This is a genomic window from Cupriavidus oxalaticus (assembly GCF_038900635.1).
Lineage (GTDB): Bacteria > Pseudomonadota > Gammaproteobacteria > Burkholderiales > Burkholderiaceae > Cupriavidus > Cupriavidus oxalaticus_B.
Genome location: NZ_JAYMRX010000027.1, coordinates 1 through 20,716 on the forward strand (window position 1 = coordinate 1; position 20,716 = coordinate 20,716).

General features: G+C 58.8%; 12 protein-coding genes and 8 pseudogenes. 3 read left to right on the forward strand and 17 right to left on the reverse strand.

Features of this window, described 5'->3' with window-relative positions:
• From VSR71_RS29440 to VSR71_RS29490, 11 genes and pseudogenes are all read right to left on the reverse strand, one after another.
• A pseudogene (locus VSR71_RS29440) lies at positions 1-138 on the reverse strand (H-NS histone family protein); the annotation flags it as partial.
• Positions 122-1,061 (reverse strand): annotated as a pseudogene (locus VSR71_RS29445) (DNA-binding protein); the annotation flags it as partial. The pseudogenes VSR71_RS29440 and VSR71_RS29445, both read right to left, overlap by 17 nt.
• 287 nt (positions 1,062-1,348) lie before the next feature.
• On the reverse strand, positions 1,349-2,239 hold the full coding sequence (locus VSR71_RS29450) for a hypothetical protein (protein ID WP_198044909.1): 891 nt from the start codon (positions 2,237-2,239) through the stop codon (positions 1,349-1,351).
• Between the two features lie 202 nt (positions 2,240-2,441).
• Positions 2,442-2,867, reverse strand: a complete 426-nt coding sequence (locus tag VSR71_RS29455) for a hypothetical protein (protein WP_147298465.1) — start codon at positions 2,865-2,867, stop codon at positions 2,442-2,444.
• Positions 2,868-2,998: 131 nt separating this feature from the next.
• A complete protein-coding gene (locus VSR71_RS29460) occupies positions 2,999-3,796 on the reverse strand; it encodes a hypothetical protein (RefSeq protein WP_342917177.1) in 798 nt (265 codons plus the stop codon).
• Positions 3,797-3,953: 157 nt separating this feature from the next.
• The gene (locus VSR71_RS29465) at positions 3,954-4,610 is read right to left on the reverse strand and encodes an RES family NAD+ phosphorylase (protein WP_115683856.1); all 657 of its coding nucleotides are present in this window, start codon (positions 4,608-4,610) and stop codon (positions 3,954-3,956) included.
• Positions 4,611-5,278: 668 nt separating this feature from the next.
• Positions 5,279-5,404: pseudogene (locus tag VSR71_RS29470) on the reverse strand (phasin family protein); the annotation flags it as partial.
• A gap of 271 nt (positions 5,405-5,675) precedes the next feature.
• Positions 5,676-5,933: an H-NS histone family protein gene (locus VSR71_RS29475; protein WP_231942348.1), complete on the reverse strand. Its 258-nt coding sequence runs from the start codon at positions 5,931-5,933 to the stop codon at positions 5,676-5,678.
• A pseudogene (locus VSR71_RS29480) lies at positions 5,917-7,043 on the reverse strand (DNA-binding protein). Before VSR71_RS29480 ends, VSR71_RS29475 begins: the two are co-directional and overlap by 17 nt.
• 111 nt (positions 7,044-7,154) lie before the next feature.
• A complete protein-coding gene (locus tag VSR71_RS29485) occupies positions 7,155-8,951 on the reverse strand; it encodes an NACHT domain-containing protein (RefSeq protein WP_115683858.1) in 1,797 nt (598 codons plus the stop codon).
• Positions 8,952-9,006: 55 nt separating this feature from the next.
• Positions 9,007-9,258, reverse strand: a pseudogene (locus VSR71_RS29490) (H-NS histone family protein).
• A 411-nt stretch (positions 9,259-9,669) separates the two neighbouring features.
• Between VSR71_RS29490 and VSR71_RS29495 the strand changes: the two are divergent.
• A pseudogene (locus VSR71_RS29495) lies at positions 9,670-12,606 on the forward strand (Tn3 family transposase).
• Between the two features lie 469 nt (positions 12,607-13,075).
• On the opposite strand, the gene VSR71_RS29500 reads toward VSR71_RS29495, so the two are convergent.
• From VSR71_RS29500 to VSR71_RS29525, 6 genes are all read right to left on the reverse strand, one after another.
• Positions 13,076-13,255 carry a hypothetical protein gene (locus VSR71_RS29500; RefSeq protein WP_342917178.1) on the reverse strand — a complete coding sequence of 60 codons (180 nt, stop codon included), beginning with the start codon at positions 13,253-13,255 and terminating at the stop codon, positions 13,076-13,078.
• 1,046 nt (positions 13,256-14,301) lie between these two features.
• Positions 14,302-15,519 carry a HEPN/Toprim-associated domain-containing protein gene (locus tag VSR71_RS29505; RefSeq protein ID WP_115683861.1) on the reverse strand — a complete coding sequence of 406 codons (1,218 nt, stop codon included), beginning with the start codon at positions 15,517-15,519 and terminating at the stop codon, positions 14,302-14,304.
• A gap of 424 nt (positions 15,520-15,943) precedes the next feature.
• On the reverse strand, positions 15,944-16,465 hold the full coding sequence (locus tag VSR71_RS29510) for a DUF4411 family protein (RefSeq protein WP_115683862.1): 522 nt from the start codon (positions 16,463-16,465) through the stop codon (positions 15,944-15,946).
• Position 16,466: 1 nt separating this feature from the next.
• Positions 16,467-17,588: an ImmA/IrrE family metallo-endopeptidase gene (locus tag VSR71_RS29515; protein WP_306437309.1), complete on the reverse strand. Its 1,122-nt coding sequence runs from the start codon at positions 17,586-17,588 to the stop codon at positions 16,467-16,469.
• 310 nt (positions 17,589-17,898) lie between these two features.
• Entirely contained in the window at positions 17,899-18,156 is a 258-nt protein-coding gene (locus VSR71_RS29520) for an H-NS family nucleoid-associated regulatory protein (protein ID WP_115683864.1), read from the reverse strand.
• A complete protein-coding gene (locus VSR71_RS29525) occupies positions 18,140-19,369 on the reverse strand; it encodes a DNA-binding protein (RefSeq protein ID WP_115683865.1) in 1,230 nt (409 codons plus the stop codon). Before VSR71_RS29525 ends, VSR71_RS29520 begins: the two co-directional genes overlap by 17 nt.
• A gap of 147 nt (positions 19,370-19,516) precedes the next feature.
• Between VSR71_RS29525 and VSR71_RS29530 the strand changes: the two are divergent.
• A pseudogene (locus VSR71_RS29530) lies at positions 19,517-19,787 on the forward strand (tyrosine-type recombinase/integrase); the annotation flags it as partial.
• Positions 19,787-20,496, forward strand: a pseudogene (locus VSR71_RS29535) (IS5 family transposase); the annotation flags it as partial. The pseudogenes VSR71_RS29530 and VSR71_RS29535, both read left to right, overlap by 1 nt.
• Positions 20,497-20,716 lie beyond the last annotated feature (220 nt).

Below are 20,716 nucleotides of genomic sequence, written 5' to 3' on the forward strand. Positions count from 1 at the left end.
CCATGGAGGAACTGGCCGCGGCGGGGGCGGCGGATCGAAGCACCCCGCCGCGGCCAGTTCCTCCATGGTCAGCCCGTAGTCGGCCATCTCGGCCTGGATCCAGCGGATCGCCGCCGTCCGCTCAATGTTTACTGTCATCGTGTTCGTTGTCGCTGCTATCGCTGCTATCGCTGGTGTCGCTGGTGTCGCTGCGCTCTTCCGGGCTCGGCGCGCTCGCCCCGTGTGCTTCGGCTGGCGGTTCGGGTGGTGTGTCGCTAGGTGTGTCGCTAGCCAAAGGGGCGGGCCGCTGGCCTTGCGCCGCCGGCGCTCGGCGCTACCCCCCTCCCCCCGTTCGCGCGGCGCGCCGTAATTCTGCCAGCAGCTGTCGCGCGAGCGCCGCTTCGGCCTCGGCGCGCTCGGTTCGGCGCTGCGCCGCGGTGAGTTCCGCCTGCACGCTGGCCAGGGCGTCGGCCGCTTTCCGCGCGGCGGCGTCGGCAGCCGCAAGCCGCGTGGTGAGCTGCTCGGTGAGTGCCGCGACCTGGGTCTCTAGCCGGGCCCGGGCCTCCGCCTGCGCCACCGCCGCGTCGCGGGCTTCGTGGCGCGCCGCCGCCGGTTCGCCGCGCAACTCTTCGGCCAACCGCTCGCTCCTGGGCAATTGCCACCTGCTCGCGGGCGCGCTCCAGCACGGCCGAGAATTGGGTCCGTAGCTCTTCTAACTGCCGCCTCCCCGCCTCCAGTTCCGCCCGGCCCGCCTCCAGCCGTGCCTGGGTGGCGGCGTGGGCCTGACGCTCCGCGGTCAACACCGCCTCGTCCGCCTCGATAGCCTGCCGCGCGGTGCCGAGCTGGGTGACCAGCGCCGCGGCTTCCTCGCGCGCGCTGGCCGTCTCGGCGCGCGCCGCATCGCGCTCGGCTTCGGCCGCGCTGGCCGCCGCACGCACCTCGGCACGCAGCGTGGCCAGCTCGCCGGTGGCGGCCTCGTTGGCGGCCTCGTTGGCGGCCTGCCAGATGGTCTGCACCGCCCCGGCGGCAATGGCCTTCAACGCGTCCGGCAAGTCCGGATGGTCGATGGTGAGGGCCGGCCGGGATACGCCCTTAAGCGCTGCAGAGCATAAAGCTTTATCTTGGTCGCAGGCCGAGCATGCGCAAGCGCGAAAATACTAAACCTTCGAACCCGTGAGATTTGCGAAACTTGGTGCGAATAGCACGCACGTGAGCCGGTAATACCGCGCAGTTACCGGCGCATATGATACCTTGACGGAGTCGATTGGGGATCAGTCCAGGCTCCGGCCAATATGCCCCACTGAAGGAGGGGATCGGTTAAGTCTCATTGAAAATAATTAATTGTGGCCCTCGCTCGAGGAGCGGTGATCTATGACAGCGCGGGTTCGCTGTCTTCAGTCATCCAAAACTGTATCTGCTCGTCTATGCTTGCTACAAGCGAGGTGCACTTCTTTATCAGCTCTACCACCGCCTCCTTATCTACACCCGTCGGCTTTCCTTCTTTATCAACACCGTTTCTGTGTACACAGTCATGACGGATGAGAACGGCCCTAAATAGCCAGCCAATATCACCGAAGTCGATATCAAGCACCGACGCATACATTGGCTTCACCTTCTTCAGGTCATGGAAGATCAGATCCTGCAAGTATTTCGCCACAGAGAGCTTTAGTCCCTCTAGCTTGCCGAAGATCTCTTTCAGTGAAAACTGCCGGTCTCCTAGCGCCGGATCGGTTTCGACTAACTTTCGAATCAACGCATCGGAATTCACGACAGTCCGGATGAACGTACCTGAGAGGTATGCTTCAACGGCGGTTACCACCTGGGCATACAGCATGTTGCACAATGTCGCCTCTAGATCGTCCGATACGGGAATCTTCAGCAGCCTATAAACATAGCGGGCAACGTCCTCGTATGTGTCAAGCTGCTCGGATGACTCTATCACCCACTGTAGTTCGTCATCCTCATCTTCTTTCAGAACCTCGAACTCCAGCGAGACAGCGCCAGCTATCGATACGTTGGTCTCTGTGGCTTTCCGTCGGATACGAACCTCGAAGTCTTTACTGCATCCGTCACATTGGATTGAGTCGTACAAATTCTCCTCGACGTCCCTGATATCCAGGGATGGGTCCCGCGTAGAGAAGTGCAGATTTTGTTCTACAAACGCGCCGCAAGTGCACGAAAATGCAACATTAATGTCCATACTTATTAGATAAGTCAGAGATCCGGGCCTGACAGCGAACGTAGGGCCTGTCTGGAGCATGCTCAACGGCGAGCACACCTATACCCACCTTACTTTGCCCTGAGATTCTCGAATCGACTCAACGGAAATTATCGCCACGGCAGCCCCCACTTGCTAGCGCCACTCCGCAAGTAGGGTCCGCAAGCTTACGGAGCCACCAAGAAGAAATTCTCAATGGCCGGACGGGCACGCGCACTAATTCATAGCGAATAAGATGCCGGCCCTATCTGACCATTTCCACGACCTTACATTCGCGCTCTTCCACCACCCTATTATTTTTATATTCACAAGCCAATGGATAATTGTCAACCAGCCTAAACTCGAAAGCAACAACTGATCTATCGGAGTATGCGGCGTCGAACGTCCATTCAATACGATATTTACAGCTCGGAACGATTACGCCAGTTGATCCGGATGCAATGTCTACATCATCCGTTTCAATATCCGTCCACCACGACAACAGCTGTAAGGGGAAGCTGGGTGGCTCACCGATATATCGAAAAAGCTTAACCTTGCCGTTTACCACAGATGTTTTGGACTCAACAATCACCTTTCCCTCAACATACCGTGCAACTCTGTGATTGTGGTCCATAAGCCAATTAGCATCTGGAATTTTTTGATTATTGCAAATATCTCGACCGTTCAACATTCTGTCTCATTACTTCAAAAGTTTTTTCGTCGGGCACAGCCAATTTGACGGTATCTGCAACCGACGTGCGGTGTCCAAGGAAGCGATTCGGATTCTTCCCTAACCAAGCTGGCCGCCCTCCCCCGGCCGGACTACGTGTTTCCAGTCTTGGGACCACGATATTTGGGAGGCAGGGACGCTTCGTGTTCGGGTTCGGGTTCGGGTTCGGGTTCGGGTTCGGGTTCGGGTTCGGGTTCGGGTTCGGGTTCGGGTTCGGGTTCGGGTTCGGGTTCGGGTTCGCGTTTAGTTTGTGGCCACCCTTCCCGTTTTCCAAGCGCATCTAGCGCTTGGGGTGTATGGGCCTGTTCAGCGTGGATGAGCCTATGGATGCCCGAGTTCACCGCCCTCATGTTGGACGGCTCGACGGAGAGATCAGGCCTGTCTGCCACTCTCCCTTCGTGGTGTACCTCTGCGTCTTGGCCGAGCGGCTCGCCTGAAATGCAAGAACTCGCGTTCTTCAGCACTTCCCGCTTAATGCTTGGCATTTCTTTGCGGTTGCGTGCCTCCAGATTGAGGCGGCGAATCTCGAGCTCCGGCGCATCGCGAACTGTGTTCAGGCAACGCTCGGAGTCTCTCAGACGAGAGAGCTGGTATGCGTCTCTAGGTTCCTGAAGGCGGCGACTCAAATCCTTGTTGATGGGGGGTTGGTAAACCCAGAGTTGTTTGCCATCGCGGTAATAATCCTCTTTGCCGAGCTCAGCCACAAATTGGTTAGCTCCCGCGCTGTCGGTGCCCAGGTCACCGTTACATTCTGCACGATTCGAACAATTACCCTGGGTAGTCAGTAGGTGCACATCCCGTGACTTCTGGCGAATTACATTGGCAATGGCATCGACCAACTGCTCAAGGTCTACGTCCGCCTCGTCAACGCCCGTGCTTTTCGACAGCAACTGCAACTTGTGAGCATTTCAAGGCCCTTACCGGCCCCGCGTGGGCGGAGAAACCCCTACTTTTGGTTATGAAGGCGCCGTTTTTTATGTTTGTTTCTCGGGAGCTAACAGGTAGCGGCTCCCAACCAACCGTCAAGCCGACAATGCCCGAGGCCGCTCATGCATTCCACGGGTTTGAAGATGGCGCGATGCCAATGTTGTAGTCGTCCAGAAAGCCGGGGAGCATGTAGAAGCGGTCAAGCGGCACAGGTCTACCGCGGGGAAGAAGGGGCGCCCTGTCGAAGATGGCGACGCTCGGCTCGTTGGCGAAGCGGGACGTGAAATAGATGCCGTCGATGTCCGAGTAAGCATCGTGGATGGCGCCGCTCCACAGGTTCGGCCCCCGATAATCCGCGGTCGACAGGACGCGGTTGTCAATGCCGAGATGAAAATGCGGCCGGGTCAAGTCGGCCAGCCGCAAAGGGCGGCGCAGCTCCGTACCAAGCTCGCTGACGCTTCGTCCCATCAGTTCTTCCTCGTCCAGCAGCAGGGGAAGCGTTTTACCCTGAAAGCGATCCCGCAAGACGGCCTCGGCCATGCACGCGGCGAAGCTTGGCGAGGCGTAGAGGACGCCGTACTCGTCGTTCGGCGCGTCGAAACGGTACGGTTGCCCACCGGTGGACCGGCGGTTGTAGTGTATCGGCCCAAAGACGGAACGATGAATGCGCCACAGCTGCGTCAGCGCAAGGTCAAGTTCCTTCACCGGCATGACACGGCTAGCCAAATCCGGAGGCGGCAGGGGGCAGTTCAGCGCCTCCGCAGTCAGAAGTTGCATCAGGCTGCCCCCTGCTCGCCAGCGTACCTGTTCACGACCGCCAGTACGACCGGCTCGATGGGCTTGGACGCGTCGGCGATCCAGTCCATGGGACGCACGTCACCGAGCGTCTCGAGTGGCCGTTGCATGAAGTTGTGAACAACCCAGCAGCTTGCACCCGCCTCAATGAAAGGTGCTAGCGCGGCGGTCAACCGATCCGCTTCGGCATCGAACTGCCATTGGGGGTATCGCAGGCCGCGTTGCTTTCCCGGCGGGACCAGCGCGTACAGCTGCCCCTTCAGCCGCGCTTCGTTGATGGCCCGGTCAGATCGTCCCGAATAAGTCGCCGCATCGCGCAGCGACAAATTTTCGGGACGTTGGAGTTCTGCCAGTGCCTGATGCTTCCCTCGATCGCGTGCGGCTTGGAGAGGGTCTTGGGTAAGGGGCTCGTCCTGGTTGCGACCGATGGCACGGGCGGCCCTTACAATCAACTCATCTATCGCGCGTTCAGAATACGAACCAACCGTCACCACGTCGCCGAGCACTTCTTCGATCCTCGCGTACACCTTATCGGCGAGGGCTGTTCGCATGGGTAGACCGTGAGCTGCGGCACCGCCGAGCGCCATCGCCGTTTGGGCAAGGAGTGCGTCAACCTCCGCAGGGTTGATTCGGTTGACCTGCGTGGCCACGGCAGCGACGGCGGCGGCACGGAAGTTGCATTCTGCAATTTCCGTGGCCTGCTTCGTGGCCTTTTGGACTGCCTCGTATGCATTGTTCGCAGCCGAAATCGCCGATTTTACGATCGCAACGGTCGCCCCAGAGTCCGGTGGGACCGAGTTGACGCGCGATAACCCAGCTGCATGTGGCCCATAAAGGTGATCAACGCCCTTCGGCGGAGTCTCCGAAATATGAATCGTGATGCTCTCCTCGAGCACAGAGGGGTGCGGCGTTTTCGCTTGCATGCCCCAATACTAGTTCATGAACTTCATGAACGCAAATCGGGAAGAGTGACCTTTGTTTCGCTGCCGCGAGACGCAGTCGCCCGGGGTTCAAAAAAATCCGCCAAATCCCCAGCTTTGCTTGAAGCTATCCGACCCGGTAAAACTCCACACTCTGCCCCGCATTGACCGCCCGCTGCAGCCAGTCGGGCATCTCCCCCTGGCCGTCCCATTTCTGTCCCGCAGCGTTGCGGTAGCAGACCACCGGCGGCGGCGCGGGTGGCGGTGGCGGGGGCGGCGGATCGAAGCACCCCGCCGCTGCCAGCTCCTCCATGGTCAGCCCGTAGTCGGCCATCTCGGCCTGGATCCAGCGGATCGCCGCCGCCCGCTCAGTGTTTGCCGTCATCGTGTTCGTTGTCGCTGCTATCGCTGCTATCGCTACTGTCGTTGCCATCTGCCGGGCTCGGGGCGCTCGCCCCCTGGACTTCGGCTGGCGGTTCGCGTGGTGGGTCGCTTGGTGGGTCGCTTGCCATAGGGGCCGGGCCGCCGGCCTTGCGCCGCCGGCGCTCGGCGCTACCCCCCTCGCCCCGCTCGCGCGGTGCCAGCCGTAATTCTGCCAGCAGCTGGCGCGCCAGCGCCGCTTCGGCTTCGGCGCGCTCGGCCCGGCGCTGCGCCGCGGCGAGTTCCGCCTGCAAGGTGTCCAGGTCGGTAGTCAATTTGCGTTTGGCGGCGTCGGCGGCCGCGCGCTGCCTGGTGATCTGCTCGCTGAGCGCCGCGACCTGGGTCTCGAGCCGGGCGCGGGCTTCGGCCTGCGCCACCGCCGCGTCGCGGGCCTCGTGGCGCGCCGTCGCCAGTTCGCTGCGCAATTCCTCGGCAGCGCGCTCGCTCTTCTGGCGTGCGGTGCGCTCCGCGTCCAGTTCGCGCAAGGCGCGGCGCTCGCTGGCCTCGGCCCGTTCCTGGGCGATGACGACCTGGTCGTGGGCGCGCTCCAGCTCGGTCGAGAATTGGGTTCGCAATTGGTCCAGCTGCCGGCGCGCGGCCTCCAGTTCCGCCCGACCCGCCTCCAGCCGCGCCTGGGTCGCCGCGTGGGCCTGGCGCTCGGCGGCCAACGCCGTGTCGCCCGCCTCGATGGTTTGCCGCGCGGTGTCCAGCTGGGCGACCAGCGCCGCGGCGGCCTCGCGCGCGCGGTCTCGGCGTGCGCGGCATCGCGCTCGGCTTCGGCGGCGCTGGCGGCGGCGCGCGCCTCGGCGCGCAGCGTGGCCAGCTCGCCGGTGGCGGCCTCGTTGGCCGCGTGCCAGATGGTCTGCACCGCCCCGGCCGCAATGTCCTTCAAGGCCTGCGGCAGGTCCGGGTGGTCGATGGTGACGCGGGTGCGCGCGCGCAGTTCCTGCCAGAACGCCTGCAGCACCTCGGCGGGCGTGCCCATGCTGCCCTTGCCCACCAGCTGGTAGAGCTTGTTGGCGGTGGGCGTGATGCCGTAGCGGAAGAACAGCAGCCCGCAGACCTCGCGGTACATCGCGCGGGTCTCGGGGAAGCGGCTGCGCAGCTCGGCAATGTCGTCGGCCAAGGCGGCAGACCGCTCGAAGTCGGGCGCGGCGTCGGTCGGACGCTGTTGCAACCTTTTGGACTAGAATTCCCCCAAAATTATTCGAGATAGATCACTTTTGTGCTCGGCCACTACTCGCTGCTGGCGGAGGCGCTCTCGGTCAAGCTTTGTTAGAACTTCGCGCACGCGCGCAATAAAGGCTGTCTCTTGGTCTTTGTTTTGCCGACAGTACTGAGCGAGCGTTGCAACAGTTCCTCTTCGACTGTGCGTGACTAGCTGCAATTCGGAGATTGGCAAAAACACCGGTACAAAAACTGGCCTCAATGCGGAAACGAGCTCCAAAACTCCACAGGTGAAATCATCTCGATCATTTTCAAGCAATAGATACGTAATTTTCCGATCGCTTTGGTTATTAAATTGAACGCAATGTGCATGAAGATTCGCAAAAAAATCGTGGATAGTTTTCTTTGATGGAGAAATTTTTCGCGCGGCCAGAAAACCCAACTTCGAAGTTAATTGCTCAATCGCCGGAATTCTAAAGTATTCTTGAAATCTAAATTCATCTATTTTTGAGAGAAAAACGAGTTCTTGCGACCAGTTTATAAGTTTTTGTCCGCGAATTGACTCATATATCTTCCTGGTTACACGTTCGTCTACGTTGTGTTTTACAAAAAACGAGGCAAAAAATTCTTGAATGCTTTTGTGAATAAATGCTGTCTTTAGTCCGTCCCGCATCATTAGGCAGACCGCATCCGTGAGATCGTTTTTGAATCCTTCAGACACAAACTCCTTTTTGACGACTCGCGCCGCATTCTTGGCAACCTGCGCGAACTGCTCATCACTCAGAGATACCCCAACCTCCTTTGACAGAAAGCAAAATGCCTCAAATGCATCCTGCAGCTCTGTGTTAGTTAAGTTTGTTGCACGCTCCCGCTTAAATAGAGGCTTAAGGTCATCATGACGCCACGCCAGAACATTAAATAGTGAAATATAAAAATCGTGAAGATTGTTTGGTACCGCGGCAGACCGACCAAAAGTTTCGACAAGAAGTGTCAGCATTAATGGGGTCGTCAATACTCCCTTAACCTCAGCTCGACTCTTCTTAACAGAGTCCACCAATTTAGCACGCATAGCCTCATCGACACCGAGACGCTCCAGAAATGGAAGAAAATCTTCTTCCTGTAATGGCGACAGTCTAACCCGCGCCAGCTTGGGAAGCGTTTCGAGATGCCCGGCCAAACTCCCCGGCCGCGAAGAAATAATCCACTGCGTATATGGATACTTCGCCATTGCCGCCCCCAAATCCTGCTGGACACTGAGGGAGAATTCTCTTTTCAGTTCGTCAAAACCATCGGCAAATATGACTATTTTCCCAGTCGAACATAAAAAATCGAGCCCGCTTTCATCTAGGTCGACGAATCCAATCGATTGCAAGGCTTTAATCAAAAGTTGCGCCAAAGTACATTTGGAATCGATACCGCGGAGCTCAATAAATACCGGTATTCTTCTGCCCTTCCTTGCTTCCTTTACACAAAGATAGCGCATGAACATCGACTTGCCTTGGCCGACCGTTCCTAGAATCAGGAGATTCGATTTCTCAGAAAGATCGGCTAAGCTCTCGATATTCTGTAAATTTCTTTGACTATTTCCGATTTGAACTTTCGACGGATAGTAGAAAGAAGATAGTGGCACTGGCTCACCAGCGAAGATGGTCCGCACGCGCTCCAGATCCTCGATGCTCTGGCAAACGGAATCAGCTAAGCCAGCCACGTCCCATTTTTTAGATATCGATTTTATTCCGCTTCCTATGGCACTAAAAATATCCTCAACGGGTTTTTTTAATACAGCAGAAATCAATGTTGCGGTAGCTGGTTCCATTATTGTTTTGAATTCGATTTTTATTTAATAAGTTTTTGCTCAAAGACAAAGGTTGCTATATAAATCTCTGCGCCATATTGACCGTCCGCCGCAGACAGTCGGGCATGTCGCCCTCCGCCCCAACTCTGCCCCGCGGCGTTGCGGTAGCAGACCACCGGCGGTGGCGCGGGTGCGGGCGGCGGCGGTGAGAGGGGGCGGCGGATCGAAGCACCCCGCCGCTTCCAGCTCCTCCATGGTCCAACCCGTAGTCGGTCATCTCCGCCTGGATCCAGCGGATTGCCGCCGCCCGTTCAGTGTTTGCTGTCATTGCTGTCGTCACTTCTGTCGCTGCCGTCATCCCGGTTCAAGGCTGCGGCTGGATTCGTCTTGTCTGTTTTAGGGGACGCCCGGGATTCCCCAAAATCCGCCATATCCTCTGCAAATCTATGCTGAACAGAAGGATAAACGAAACCCCGTTGCTGCAAGCGACGAATCCATATCCGACCCGGTAAAACTCGGTGTCCCTTTGATTTTGGTGCAATTTACCGGGATAGCTGCCCCTAGAATTCATGCGGGTTTCCGGGCGATTTCCTAGAAATATCACAATAAATCAATAGGTTGCTGTCTGCTGTTGCTTGCTCTTTCTGGGTTAGTTAGACAGCACATCTGTGCCTGGGCATTGCGACCCCTTCTCATTGCCGCTACGCTCCGCAGTCCGTCTCACGCTTGGGAGAGCGCGATGGATCACTGGCGGTTGGCTTACCTCGGCATGCGGCAAATTCCACGCGAACTCAGCGAGTTCGAGCTTGCCACGTTCTTCACCTACTCCCCCAAGGAACGGGCGCTGATTGATGCTCGGCGCAGCCCCTGGTATCGCCTGGCCGTTGCCGTACACATCGGCTTTATCCGCATGACGGGACGCACGCTGGATGCCTGCAAGCAAGTGCCCAGATTTCTCTGGGCGCATGTCGGTGCGCAGGTCGGTGTGACACCGCCGGATATGGGCACGCTCAACGCCCTCTACGACGGGCGCACAGATACATTGGCACACCATCAAATGTTGGCCTATCAAGCCCTCGGCTTCAGTCCGATGGCTGAGCATCAGCGCCGCTATGTTACGCGCTGGCTCAAGGAACGTTTGACGGGTCAGCCTAGCCGCACCGAACTGTTTCATGAACTGAAGTGCTGGCTGTACGAACATCGAATCCTGATACCCCATGACCGGGCACTAAAAAGACTGATCAGCCAGGCCGTCGCGACGGCGGAAACGGCGCTTGCCGTCGCCTTGGTGCGCGCCTATGGGGCTGCCGCCCTGGACGTTTGGGGCACATCGCTGGCGCACCCGCATGGTGACCGCGCCAGTCTGCAACAATGGCTATGGACCGTCCCGTTGCGAACCTCGACCCATCAGATGGGGGAATTGTTCGACAAGGTCGAACTCCTTTACAAGATGGGCATCCATCGAAACTGGCCAGAGGCGTGCAATGAAGCGCTGGTACGCTACTACGCCAGGCGCTGTGCCAATCGTCCGGCATCAGTGAGCAAGCGAGTCGCGCAGCAACCCCGCCGCTTGGAAGCTGCTTGCTTTCTGCGCTACGCCTTATGCGCCGCCACGGACCAATTGGCGACCATGTTGCGACACTGGATTCAGAAATCCGTCAACGACGTTCGGCGCCTGATTGACGCTGGCCGACCAGACCCTGAGACCCAGATGCGAGAGTTCGCGACCGCGGTCAAAACGCTGGCCGCGGATGAGGTGCTAACCCGTGAAGCACTCTGCCAGCAGCTGTTGGCGTTGGCCGATGCAGCGCTCAATCGGCGTGCGCCCAGCCGTGCCAGCCTGATCCGCATGCAGCTCCTGTCACGAGGGCGCCAGGCCCGAGCCTTGCTCGGCAAGTTGGTTCTTCTGCCCTTCTCCGCCCATTCGGCACACCCGGTGATTGACGCGTTGACCGTGCTGCAGGAACTCTACGCGAGGAAGGCCGACTCTCTTCCCGACCACATCACGGTTTGACTAGGCCGTGCCTGGCAACCCGCTATGGAGGGACAGGACCGTCAGCGGGCGCTGGCCGCCTTCGAGTGGGGCACGTTATTCGCTCTACGGGTGGCACTGCGCAACGGCTCAGTTTTTCTTGCGCACAGCTTTGGCTTCCGAAGCCAAGCGGCGCTTTTGATCGGCGCCAGCGATTGGAAGGCCAAACGCAACCACTTCTATGGCCATCTCAAGTTGCCGCAGGATGCTCAGGCATTTCTGGCGCCAGTGATCGCGCATCTGGACGAAGGCCTCGTCAAGCTGAGGGACGCTGTTTTGTGTGGGAAGCTCAAAATTGACGATGCAATCCACATCGATCCCTTGGTGGCGAGCGCTACGCCCGCGTCGGTGGAGACATTGCGATGCGCACTGTTCGAACGGCACCCCGGCGGCCAACTTCCTGAGATCCTGCTCGAGATCGACAGCGCCACGCACTTCAGTTGGCTCTTGCTGGGAAGGGAGCCGCATTCCCGCAGCGAATTGCTATTGGTCTATGCAGCCATACTCGCGCATGGTACGTCGATGTCGGCTGCGGATCTGGCCCGAATGGTGCCGGAGCTGTCGCCGCCAGCGATACGGCAGATGATGCATCGTATCGCGGACGAACGAAAGCTGCGCCAAGCGGCAGAAGCCGTGCTGACCTTCATGCACCAGCACCCGATTGCCCAGCATTGGGGACGCTCCGATCTGGCGTCGTCGGACATGATGTCGTTGGAAACGACACGCTCTGTCTGGCAAGCGCGGGCCGACCCGCGTCGGCGGACGGCATCGATCGGGATGTACACTCACGTTCGCGATCGATGGGGCATTTTCTATGACCAGCCTATTCTGCTGAATGAGCGGCAAGCCGGTGCAGCAATCGAGGGCGTGATCCGACAAGGTAGCTCGGAAGACGTGGCGCAACTTGCAGTGGATACGCACGGCTTTACAGATTTCGCAATGAGCCTATCACGGCTGTTGGGCTTTGATCTCTGCCCGCGACTGGCCCACCTGCGCGACCGGCGCCTGCATGTCCCCAGGCACCACGATGTGCCGAGCCAATTGGTTGCCGTCACCGACGCCGATGTTCGACTGAGCCTCATTGAGCGCGCTTGGGATGAACTGGTACGGATTGCCGCCTCCGTGCAAAGTGGGCAATGCACTGCAGTCCAGGCACTCACTCGCTTTGGGGCGGCGGCGCGCGGGCAGATTGTCTATGAGGCCGGCGTGCATCTCGGGCGGCTGTTTCGTACGATCTTCCTGATCGACTATTTCACGAATACCGCATTTCGCCATGAGATGCAGCACGCCTTGAACCGCGGTGAAGCGGTGCACATTGTCCAGCGGGCGATCCATCACGGCAAGATACCGATCGAGTTGGCGAGGCATGACGCGTCGCTGGCGGCCGTGTCATCGGCATTGACCTTGCTATCCAATGCTGTAATGGCCTGGAATACGATGCACATGCAACGCAGTTGGGACATCCTTGAGCGAGTTGGGGCCGAGACAGTGCGCGCTGTGGACCTGCGGCATATCGGGCCCACCCATCTTGAGGGGATCAATCTGCGAGGGACTTTCGACTTTCCGATCGCGCGCTATGCGCATCGGCTCATGCCCACGGTGGCGCTCCAATCCGGCTCCCTTGCGCGGTGGCGTACGGCATAACCATCCCGCTTCGAAATGACGGTGCCCACAAATTCATACTCTGGGCTCGCAACATCCGCGGTGTACTCCTCCGGCCGGCAGGACTAAGGGCCGCATTCGGCTGTTCGGAAGGTCGCCGCCCTTCCCCGCCACCGCCGCCAGCGATCGTCAGGCGCCTAGGGCAGTCAGCAAGGGCTTGATTTCATTGGAATTTCTCATGTCCGCCTGCCGGAAACCCGCATAAATACTAGGGGCGGCTACCCCTGTAAATTGCAGCAAAAACAAAGGCATACGAGCAAGCGAAAGTTCTTGATTCTTATTGTCTTTATCTTCACGTAGCAGTCCCGTCTGAAAGATTCTCTGTGGCTAATTTACACTCAGGCAGCAGCTAGGCGTAATAGGGACTTGGAGGGGTGGACGTCCCCCCTGCCCTTGATGCGCTTCAAAATATCGCCGCGCGAAACATCCGTAGAGAATCAAAACCGACGGGTCACCTAGCGTGCAAATAGCGGGGGTCATCTTTGAAGTACGCGTGTTCGAGCCCCTGCGAGTCTTCGCGCGCATCCACTTCCTTGAAAAGGTAGTCGTTGTGTTGGCTCATCGCCTGAAAGTCTTCCTCATCAGCGCTTACAGAGACGACATCGCGTCCGGTTCCTTCGGCGCTCCTCATCATCCTCTTCGACCCCCGCTGTCTTCGATTTTTGAGCAAGTTCACCCTCTTCCTTACACCACCAGAAGTCCTGGTACAGGGAGAGACCTTTATCGAGCCGATCACCCGTCTGATCAGGTCGGAAGGTGGCGCAGCGCGCTGGCGCCTCGTACAGACAAGCGATCGATGCGCTGACTCTCCCTGAACGATGAGCGGCGCGTCTCCGGCCGCAAGTTCACGTTCCCGCTGGCTGCGGCCGGTGCCTGAGTCTGGCCGCCGCGGGTGCCGTTCGTCTAGGTGCCTTGGTCCGGAGCGATGGGCAGCGTTTGAGTCCACGAGCTGTGCGGAAAGAGTATCATTTTCCGTATTAACATTAAGGAAAAAGTATGGAAAGCGGGAAAGAGCAGCGTAGCCATATGGCCCCTGTCTATTGGTTCCACGGCGCAAGCCAGCGCTTCGACCACTGGGCCATCCAGCAGCGCGGCGGGGTAGTAGGCGCACCGTTGCTCTCGTTGCCCTTCATCGCGCTGACGAGGGACCACCAGCACGCCAGCTGCCATAAAGTGCGCGGTGGGGCGGACTTGCGCGGACGACGCTGGCTTCTGGCGTGCGTGTACTAAACCTTCGGGCGCGGACTGACCAGTCGAAGGGTGTCTGGATACAGGCGAGACGCACGGAGCTGGGACGGGACCACCAGCGTATCGACACGTTCGATGGTTGGCTTTCTGCCTGTATTGATGGGTCAGTCTGGCTAGGGCCGGGGCCAGATCAAGCGCGTGCGCCAACAACGGAGGTCCATCGCGGGAGGCGGTGGATCAGAACGGTGATGGAGATTGCTGCAGAGTACGATGTTGATGCGGTTATGTGTGGTGAAGAAACTCTGAACTACCGGTGGGCTGACTGCTTGTATGTTTTTCGTCCGGAAGTCCTTTCTGCGCCGGAGTGGATCAAGTAGCAAAAAAGCGGTTCAGATATCGCGTCAAGACTAAAGAAACTTTAGCACGCGCAATTTGCGCGCGAGGCCTCATAGTTCAGGTGGAGTTAGTCACCCTCTCGCGCAAGTTTGACTATTCGAAGTCATCATCGGAGGTTGCCAGCATGGTATTACGAACTTGCGCATCCACTTGAGAGACAAAGTTCGTGACTAGAATGTATAAGGCGGTAATGTCCGATTGATCGAGCACCAAGGACGCTCCCTTGGTGCTTCTTCCATTGCGATGAACAATGTCGTGTCGGCGGGTAACGGCGGCTGCCAAGGCGTCCAAGCTGCTTTGCGTTAGGTCGACCAAAAAGACGTCTGAGTAGACGGACTTAATATTTTCAAGATTGTGGAAGACCATACGATCTATGGCTTCTTCGGCCACTGACTCTATGGCATCTAGTCTTTGAAATAACTCATTAAGGCCGAATTTCCTGTCCCGTTGGAAGCTTTTGTCAGTTTCTACAAAGCGACGGAGTAAACATTTATTGGGCAAGATGTATCGTTTGGCAGTGTCAGAAAGATAGGTTTCAAGAGCTGTGATAAGGTTACTATAAATGAGCCGCATCAGAGTCTGGCTTGCAGGCGCTAGCTGAAGTATGTCCGCCGCCTCAGAAACTGAAATTGAAAAGGCATCGTAGAATCGCGTGTGTGTCTGGCCTAAGGAGGCGGTGAGTGCGAACGAGTCGATCCACCCGCCTTCTACAAGTGCGGTCGCGTCGATTGCACATTCTTCATCATCCTCTACAGCTTCAAGGATAATTCTCATTGCACAATTGAAGGTTTTGCATGGGACGCCGAGATCCAGCGCAAAGGCCTCGGACTCTGCTAGATAGTAGGGTTGCCTCAAAAGCAGTCCAACAATTTCTGGCTCATCAGAGAGGTCTTGGTTCTTATATCCCAACAGTCCGCGTGGATCCCTAATGATGTCGCCGATCGCGTCGATCCATTCGTTTATATTCTTGCGAAGAAAGATGTCTGTTGCCTCGTCAGGCGTGTAGTCGGTCCACTCATGAGCCATTGGAGCGAACATCGAGCAAACTTCCTCGAACTCCTTTCTACTCGCATCAAGGGTGAAACCCGCAACGTCTAGGCGCTTTTTCATGGTCTTGGCCGTTGCAACGTATTCGTATTGGTCCTCCAGCGAGGTGTCGTCCGGATCGACGCTCCATAGAAGGGAGTTTCGCTTGTTCGCTGGGATCTTGGTAATCCGCTGATCGGCCCTTCGGAACATCCATTTCTCCAAGTAATTCTTGGTGGAGTAGACCGGATACCCGGCCACCGTCAGATAGGCATAGCTTCCCATGTCTCTATTGGTTCAGGATGTTGAATCGTGTCATCGGCCTTGACCTTGCTATCCAGTTCAGTAATGACTTGTAATACTATGCACATGCGCATTGGCCGAGCTGGAGATCTTCGAGCAAGAGCAATGGGATAAGGACGAGCGCCGGGCCGTGGCGGCGGCGCTTAAGCCCGTGTACACGGCCGCCCCCAGCGCGGAGCCTGGATAAAGCCTTATGTGGTGACCGTACCTTTCGTGAACAAATGGCGGTGATCAATTGAAGAGCCGCCTGCAGCAAGGCTTTGCCGCTTTCCGCATTCGCTCGAGCAGCAATATTGCAACTCATTGATTTCGCAATGGATTTTTGGAGCAGCCCGCCAGATTTCACACGAAAGGTACGATGTCCCCGATTATGGCGACGTCGGGTGTTAGCAGTCGGTGAACCAGGCTATAGTTTCCATTTTGTGCTGAACCCTAGGAGTTTCAGCATTGCAAACGTATTGCAGCACTCGACACCGTTGTCTTTGCACACGTCGGGCACTTTGCGATTTGCCCTCTTTTTTCCGGGAGCAGAGGTTTCGATTGAGACCACCACGCGGTTCTTCGGGTCCGCCAGTGCATGAGCGATAAGGAACGGATCACGGCCAAGTTGCTCGATTTCCGCATCGTCCAGGTCAGGCGAGTAGCTTTCTACGACCTTACCAACTAATGGCAATTGCACTTCGTCCGGCAGCTCAAGCACCTTACGCACGTCGTCTGAATTCAGCCATTCGACAAGGTCATCTTTCTTGGCCTTACCACCACCGTCTCGAACCTCTTCATAGGTTTCAAGAGGCATCTTGATGACCCCGGCCTTCGCCATATGAAGCAGCCAATCCCAAAATTCTGGAACCATACCCATTGGGTAGTAATCCCGATTTGCTGTAATTAGAACGTTAGCATCCAATAAGTATAGCTTCTTTGCGGCCATATCATTGGGCCCCTACAAGGGCTTCTACGTTATTCGGACGAACTCCTAATACGCGACCGGCCTTTGTTGGGGTAACGAATCCCTCCGCCATGGCACGGCGAACGATTTCTACGAGCGCCGACCCGACCTTATGGCGGCGAACGACATAATAGTTTGGCCCGCCTTCTTCATTTTGACCGGCCTTTTTCTTTGCAGCCTTTTCCTGTTCCCACGCCTTCCTAAATTCTTCGACATACGCTCGCCAGATGTCGGCGGTGATACGGCCTGCTTTGAACAGCCGATAGGCGACCAATGGCCTGCTTATGCGGCGAGCACTAGCGAAGTCTGTGATAAGCCTTGCTCCTACGGAGATGTCCTGCCACGTGCCATTGAGCTCGCCCAGTTCGTCATTCGGCAACAGAATCTCGCTGGCGACATCATTGCAAAACTGTTCGATTCGCTTGCTGAAGTCCGAACCGCTTATCCCCGTTGTGCCAAGCAAAATATGCGTCAGCTCGTGTAACAGTGTGAACGACCAAGCTGACTTGGCGTCCTGATCGTTTATGACGATGAACGGCGCGATCTTGTCGGCAAGCGCGAACCCTCGAAACACATCGGTGCTGAACGCCGTATGGTGAGTTCCAAGGTTTCCAATAAGAAGCACAAAAACGCCGGTCTTTTCAGTACGTTCTCGCAAATATGCGAATGCATCCTCTACGGTCTTCCTGCGCCGAAACTCTCGAAGATCGAAACCTAGGGCATTGCAAATATCTTTTGCCACGGCTTGAACTTTACTGTCGAGCGTAACGCTTGCAACGAACGGGACCGGCATCGCTTCCTCAGCGTCCTCTAAGATCGACTTGACCAAGTGCTGGCGAACGTGAACATCCCGGACCAAGGCGTCGAGCCGCGGCGCACTTTCGTGTTCTCTATCTGCAGGAAGAGTTCGAAAATCCTCCCCGCGGTCCCCTCGACGTGGCGGCTGTGCCAAGTAGAAGGCCAGCAGGGGACGGCGATACTGCTTCGCCATCCTTGTTAAAAGGGGGCGACTTGGTGCCGTATCGCCTCTCTCGTAGGCGGCGAGGGCCTCATGACCCGGCTTCCGAACTCCCCCGAGCTGGAGAGCTTGTGCTGCTTCCTCCAAGCTCAGTCCGGCGGTTTCTCTGGCCCACGTGAGGACTCGAGGGTTAACTTGCGGCATCTTCCAAGTGGCGAGTGTTTAGCTCTATGAATCAGGTAGAAGTGTTCTACGCGTCAGCTGCGAGCGTATCATGGCTCGCACTTACGAGGTCCGGCAAGGTGTTTTCGCGCAAGCGCCCACTCAACCGGAGCCACTGACCAGGAACTGTATAAAAACACAGTATAGTCGGTGCTCGGTTGGGGCATACCAAGATACCGGGACTTCGCTATCACAAGGAGACCGCTGCTCGGTATTGACGGGGGCATACCGGCCGCTATCCGATCCGGTAAAACTTCTTACTCTGCCCCGCATTCACCGCCCGCCGGAGCCAGTCCGGCATCTCGCCGGTCCCGTCCCAGCTCTGGCCCGCGGCGTTGCGGTAGCAGACCATCGGCGGCGCTGGTGGGGGTGGCGGTGGGGGCGGCGGATCAAAGCACCCTGCCGCTGTCAGCTCCTCCATGGTCAGATCGTAGTCGGCCATCTGCTCCTGGATCCAGCGGATTGCCGTCGCCCGCTCAGTTTTCGTGGTCATCGTTGCTATCGCGACTGTTGCTACTATCGTTGCTGTCTTCCTGGTGGCCGCCGGGCAGCGCCGGTGCCTCCTCCCCGTCGTCCCGAGTCTTGTCCCGGTCTTTTCCCTGGCCATCCTGCGCCGTCGGCGCCGGCGCGCCGGGCTTGCGCCGACGCCCACCACCGGCACCCTCCCGCTCGCGCGGCAGGCGCAATTCTGCCAGCAGCTGACGCGCCAGCGCCGATTCGGCTTCGGCGCGCTCGGCCCGGCGCTGTGCCGCGGTGAGGTCCGCCTGCACCGTGGCCAGATCAATGGCCGCTTTCTGCTCGGCGGCGTCTGCGGCCGCGAGCCGCGTGGCGAGCTGCTCGGTGAGCGCCGCGGCCTGGGTCTCGAGCCGGGCCCGGGCTTCGGCCTGCGCCACCGCGGCGTCGCGGGCCTCGTGGCGCGCCGCCGCCAGTTCGGTGCGCAGGTCCTCGGCGGCGCGCTCGCTCTTCTGGCGCACGGTGCGCTCCGCATCCAGTTCGCGCAAGGCGCGACGCTCGCTGGCCTCGGCCCGCTCCTGGGCGATGACGACCTGTTCGCGGGCGCGTTCCAGCTCGGTCGAGAATTGGGTTCGCAGTTCCTCCAGCTGGTGCCGCCCTGCCTCCAACTCTGTTCGGCTGGCCTCGAGTCGCGCCTGGGTCGCGGCGTGGGCCTGGCGCTCGGCCGCCAGCGCTGCCTGATTCTCCCCGATGGTTTGGCGCGCGGCGTCCAGCTGCGCGACGAGCGCCGCGGCTGCCTCGCGCGCAAGCGCGGTCTCGGCGTGCGCCGCGTCGCGCTCGGCCTCGGCCGCGCTGGCGGCGGCGCGCGCCTCGGCGCGCAGCGTGGCCAGCTCGCCAGTGGCGGCCTCGTTGGCCGCCTGCCAGATGGTTTGCACCGCCCCGGCCGCAATCTCCTTCAACGCCTGCGGCAGGTCCGGATGGTCGATGGTGACGCGGGTGCGCCCGCGCAGCTCCTGCCAGAACCCCTGCAGCACCTCGGCAGGCGTGCCCATGCTGCCCTTGCGCACCAGCTGATAGAGCTTGTTGGCGGTGGGCGTGATGCCGTAGCGGAAGAACAGCAGCCCGCAGACCTCGCGGTACAGCGCACGGGTCTCGGGGAAGCGGCCGCGCAACGCGGCAATGTCGTCGGCCAAGGCGGCAGACCGCTCGAAGTCGGGCGCGGCGTCGGTCAACTCGGGGTCGGCGGTGGTCATTGGGTAAAAGTGTCTTTGGATTAATAAATATTACTACGTAATACGCTAACTATCAAACTTCCGGCGCAGAACTTTAGACATAAATACGCTTATGTCTAACTATCTGCTATCATGATGCCTCTAGCCTGGGCTTCGGCCGCCCCCTTCATGGAACTGCTCCCGCTCCAACCCTCGAACGGCCCGGCCGCCCCGCCCCCCCACCCCGCTGGAACGCCTGCACCTGCCGCCGGCGCTGTCCGGCGCGGCCGGCAGCAACCGCGCCCCGGACCGCGCCACCCGCATTGCCGCGGGCGACGATCTCGCCGCCGTCACCGCCTGGCTCGCGCGCTATGCCGACAGCGCGGCAACGCTGACCGCCTACCAGCGCGAGGTCGAGCGGTTGATCCTGTGGTCGGTGCTGCAACTGGGCAAGCCGCTGTGCTGGCCATCGCGCAGAGGAAGGACTGGCTGTCGGGCGAGCACTTCAGCGTCGACGGCACGCTGATTCAGGCGTGGGCCGGCCACAAGAGCTTTGTACGCAAGGATGGCGGCGATAAAGACGATAACGACGGCGCTGACTTCAAGGGTCGCAAGCGCAGCAACGAGACGCACGAGTCCAAGACCGATCCCGATGCCAAGCTGTACCGCAAGGGCAAGACCGCCAGCGAGCTGCGCTACATGGGCCACACTCTGAGCGACAACCGCCACGGCTTGGTGGTGAGCGCCATGGTGACCAATGCGGACGGACACGCCGAACGCGAGGCCGCGAAGGTCATGCTCAACGATGCCAGACAGGTAACTGAAGACCCGAATGTGGAAGTGACCGTCGGCGCGGACAAGGGCTACGACGCGCAGGAGTTCATCCAGGCCTGCCTGGAAATGAAGGTGACTCCCCACGTGGCACAGAACACCTCGGGGCGGCGCTCGGCCGTTCCTGACGCCATTGCTTGCAGCGCCGGTTATGCGGTCTCGAACAAAAGCGCAAGCTGATCGAACAAGGCTTTGGTTGGGTCAAGACCGTGGGGCGCATGCGTCATGTGATGGTGCGCGGACTGAAGAAGGTCGACCAGATATTTGTGCTAAGCATGGCCGCCTACAACCTCGTGCGCATGCGCTCGTTGGAACAAATCCGTCCGCAGTTGCAGTAATCGCGGTAATCAGGGCGGAAATGGGCGTCAAAAAGCGGAAAAAGTCGCTGCAATTATGCCGAGCTTCCGGATTGTGAAAAACCGCGAACCTACCAGCCCTATCGGGGGAAGCCGCGCCTCTTCCGTGGTGAGTACTTCAGCAGTCTGTTAGGAGGATACTTGTCATGTTCTACAAAATATTGTCCCGTGCCATTTGGCTAGTCGGTTGCCTATTGATGCT